At 39.9% G+C, this 3,403-nt stretch carries 5 protein-coding genes; 2 read left to right on the top strand and 3 right to left on the bottom strand.

Annotated features, from left to right (window positions below):
• Nucleotides 1-214 precede the first annotated feature (214 nt).
• Nucleotides 215-670 carry a response regulator gene (locus tag MMIC_RS12255; protein WP_072660758.1) on the top strand — a complete coding sequence of 152 codons (456 nt, stop codon included), beginning with the start codon at nucleotides 215-217 and terminating at the stop codon, nucleotides 668-670.
• A 19-nt stretch (nucleotides 671-689) separates the two neighbouring features.
• Here MMIC_RS12255 and MMIC_RS12260 read toward each other — a convergent pair whose 3' ends face one another.
• Together MMIC_RS12260 and MMIC_RS12265 are read right to left on the bottom strand one after the other, a co-directional pair.
• Nucleotides 690-2,471, bottom strand: a complete 1,782-nt coding sequence (locus tag MMIC_RS12260; protein WP_072660759.1) for a hybrid sensor histidine kinase/response regulator — start codon at nucleotides 2,469-2,471, stop codon at nucleotides 690-692.
• Between the two features lie 121 nt (nucleotides 2,472-2,592).
• Nucleotides 2,593-2,799, bottom strand: a complete 207-nt coding sequence (locus MMIC_RS12265) for a hypothetical protein (protein ID WP_072660760.1) — start codon at nucleotides 2,797-2,799, stop codon at nucleotides 2,593-2,595.
• A gap of 77 nt (nucleotides 2,800-2,876) precedes the next feature.
• Between MMIC_RS12265 and MMIC_RS12995 the strand changes: the two genes are divergently transcribed.
• Nucleotides 2,877-3,068, top strand: a complete 192-nt coding sequence (locus MMIC_RS12995; protein WP_072660761.1) for a response regulator transcription factor — start codon at nucleotides 2,877-2,879, stop codon at nucleotides 3,066-3,068.
• A 126-nt stretch (nucleotides 3,069-3,194) separates the two neighbouring features.
• Here the strand turns inward: MMIC_RS12995 and MMIC_RS12765 are convergent.
• Nucleotides 3,195-3,403: hypothetical protein (locus MMIC_RS12765; RefSeq protein WP_072660762.1), on the bottom strand; the 209-nt coding region annotated here is incomplete at its 5' end.

Consider the following 3,403-nt stretch of genomic DNA (forward strand, 5'->3'; position numbering starts at 1 on the left):
ATGCCAAGTGCATACTTATTGTGCGGCTATTATTGTTTTGTTCTCTGAAAACATCTACTCCCATAACAAATATGGGGCTATTTAGGATATATGTAGGCTACTTATGAAAAAGTGATCCTTATGGGTTAAATAGTAGTTGTGTAATATAAGGTGTTTGCATTATAATCAGTCTGCCAGCGTTTAATTCTCTGGAGAAACGCTTATTGGTGCTGCTATGTTCCATATAGTAGATGATACAGAAGTTGTTGGGCAACTATTAACCGAAATAATCGAACTTTTTGGCAACTCCGCTCAATGGTTCTCTTCACCGACAAAATATTTGGCATTTGTTGAGTCACCAGAGTTTGAAAAGCCAACAGCCGTGATTACTGATGTGCATATGCCAGAAATGTCTGGCTATAAGATGATGAAAATGGTTTTGGATATTTATCCTGATATAAATTTCGCTGTTATCAGTGGTGAAGCAAATATCGAAAGTAAGTATAAAGAACTTGCATGTATGTATTTAGTAAAACCGTATGAGCCTCAGCAAATCAAACTGATGATTGAGAAGTTCTCCCGATGTAAGAATGAAGGAGCTTCGGTAGAGATTGGATGCGCAGAATTTGGGGACAGAGATTTTTTTAGAGTGGGGCTATGCCCATGTCCAAAATTGGAATGCATCAGATAAATAACTTTACACAGACCGATTATATGAGCGGCTGTATAATATCTGGACTTTGAATATCAGGCAGCTCAAGTAATAGCGCAACATTTTGACTGAGTTCAACCGGAGAGCATGGTTTGCTCAAAACGATAGTATTTTGATTCTCTAAAATGTTATCTGCTGAGCCGCTTGATGAGTCATAACCTGTGATAAACAGCATAGGCATCAGTGTATTATGTTCGCGAACTTTGAGTGCCAAATCAGCGCCGTCCATTTTTGGCATCACAATGTCGCTAACAATCAGATCAAACTCGCCATTCGCTTCAAAATATTTTTCCAAAGCATCCTGACCATCGATTGCTTCTGTTACCTGATAGCCAAGCTCCTGAAGTAGCTCTGCTGTTACTTTGCGAACGTGCTCTTCATCATCAACAACCAATACTGAGCTATTTGTTACAGCCTGAATCACTTCCCTGGTCTCTACTTCATCAACCTGTTCTGAAGTATCAATGGGAAGACAAATCATGAAAGTTGTTCCCTTTGAGAATTGACTATCTACCGATATTTTTCCACCGTGATCTTGAATTGTTCCAAGTGCTGTCGATAGTCCTAGTCCAGTTCCTTTACCGGGTTCTTTAGTGGTGAAGAATGGTTCGTATATCCGCGCTATCTCACCTGAACTAATTCCAATGCCAGTGTCTGCAATGATAATCTGGAATACTTCTTCCAAACAGTTTTCGCACTTATGAGAATATTCACAGTTTGAACGATTGAGTTGCTGCAGCTTGATTTTAATCTCTTTAGTGTCTGACAAGGCTACTGCATCCCTTGCGTTGTTGATGATATTAATAATTGCCTGTTTAAGATGAACAGGGTCACCAAACACAACCCCGTTATTTTCAGGGATAGTCAGTTTAACAGTTACATTCTCAGGGATACCTATTTGTGCTGTTTTAACTGCCTCCTTAAGCATAGTCGCGATTGGAATGTGTTGTTCATCATGCTCGGTCTCTCGTGCAAAGGTAAGTAACTGTCTCACTAGTTCGGCTGAATCAAATGCTAATGTTTGTATATCTCGCAAATTCGCCTTTGTTTTTTCTACACTCTTGCTGCGTTCGGCCAGATAAGCTTTTCCGGATATTGCAGCGAGGAGGTTATTGAAGTTATGGGCCACTCCTCCTACGAGTGTCCCGACTGCCTCTAGCTTTTGGGACTGCAATAAGGCCGATTCAATCTCTTTCTTTTCTGTCAGGTCAGAAAACACACCAACATAGAATTTGACTAGGCCATCGTCATTTCTGACTGCCCTGATATCTAATGCCTCTGGATACAATTCACCATTCTTGCGCTTATTCCATAGTTCCCCTTTCCAGAATCCGTCATTAACGATGCTTCTCCACATACGTTTGTAAAATGCTTTATCATGCTTTCCAGAAGACAATATATTAGGGTTTTTGCCCATAATCTCTTCACGTGCATAGCCAGTAACCACAGTGAATGAATCATTCACATAGATAATGTCTCCATCTGGATTAGTAATAACAACGCTGTCTCCAGCATCTTGTAATGCTTCAGCAAGCATGTCGGTTTCGCGCTGTTTAGATTTGAAGAATTGAACAATTGGCGAGTATACCCAGCGGTACACAGGAAAGGCTGAGAGCAATAGAATAAGCATCCCATCTAATAGGGCGCTGCTAATATTTGACACCTTATCTTCCAAATCAAAGTAAGAAAACAAAAGCATCACGATGACCTCAGAAATAAGGACAATCACGGCTAATCGTGCTAAGCAACGAGCATAGCTAATCTTTGTAGAAACCATCATAGTATCAATCGGTAAAAGAATTATATTTCATAAGTCTCCTAATCATTGGTTACCATCGGGAAAGTAGACATTGATAAGATTTATATCAAATGTCCCAAATTGGTCGTTAGTAATAGTAAAATTAGGATTCAGCCACTAGCTTGACCGTTCCATTATTGATCATTTCTTGGAGCTGCCTTAGAAGTGCTGCTTCTTGAGCATCTACAATCCCATCCTCATCAGCAAGCATCATAATTTGCTCACGCTCTTGTGGGGTGATCTTTTCATCATTAATTGCAGCTTTTATTATTTCACTTAAATTGTTAGCTGGACCAGTTAAGTCTACCATCTCTATTTACCCCGCACATCATAATTAACTTTTATCGTTGAACCTTAAATAACAGATGAAGTATGTAAGCATTACACGTGCCAACTTACGAGGTTGAGCTATTTAAGCAGGAGCAAGATAAGATTGAGCTTGTCATAAGTGATGTGGCTATGCCAAAATTAAACGGGCATGAGGTGATGGCGAAAATCAGGAGTATTAAGCCGAAAGTGCCATTTATGTTTATTACAGGCTACCAAGATTCTTCTATTGATGGTCCTAGTTGCCAGTAGCTATCTTTAAGCCTCGACTTACTTTGACGTACCCAGTGTATTTCAAAACTCAATTTAGAAGAGACTTAACCTTATGACTAAGCTCAATATAATCAAATGGCTTCAACATAATTTGTGTTTTATCACCTAAGATGGGACGGTCACGGTTGCCTTGTTGTTGTGCAATGTCATAACGGCCAGCCCTGTGCCGACAACAGCTTTTTGTGAGAGTATTTTCCAATCCGTAAATGAGTCTGAAAGCTGATCGCATGGTTTATAGTTCATGCTGCCTCGTTGTTCTGCCCAAAGATTGTTTTGAACAAGGTTTTGCGAGCGTTTCGTAAATGCTTCCATGC

The organism is Mariprofundus micogutta (genome assembly GCF_001895085.1).
Lineage (GTDB): Bacteria > Pseudomonadota > Zetaproteobacteria > Mariprofundales > Mariprofundaceae > Mariprofundus > Mariprofundus micogutta.

Bases quoted from the DNA above. Each gene is read 5' to 3' on its own strand.
- MMIC_RS12255 (WP_072660758.1), top strand. From the start codon at position 215: ATGTTCCATATAGTAGATGATACAGAAGTTGTTGGGCAACTATTAACC.
- MMIC_RS12260 (WP_072660759.1), bottom strand. From the start codon at position 2,471: ATGATGGTTTCTACAAAGATTAGCTATGCTCGTTGCTTAGCACGATTA.
- MMIC_RS12265 (WP_072660760.1), bottom strand. From the start codon at position 2,799: ATGGTAGACTTAACTGGTCCAGCTAACAATTTAAGTGAAATAATAAAA.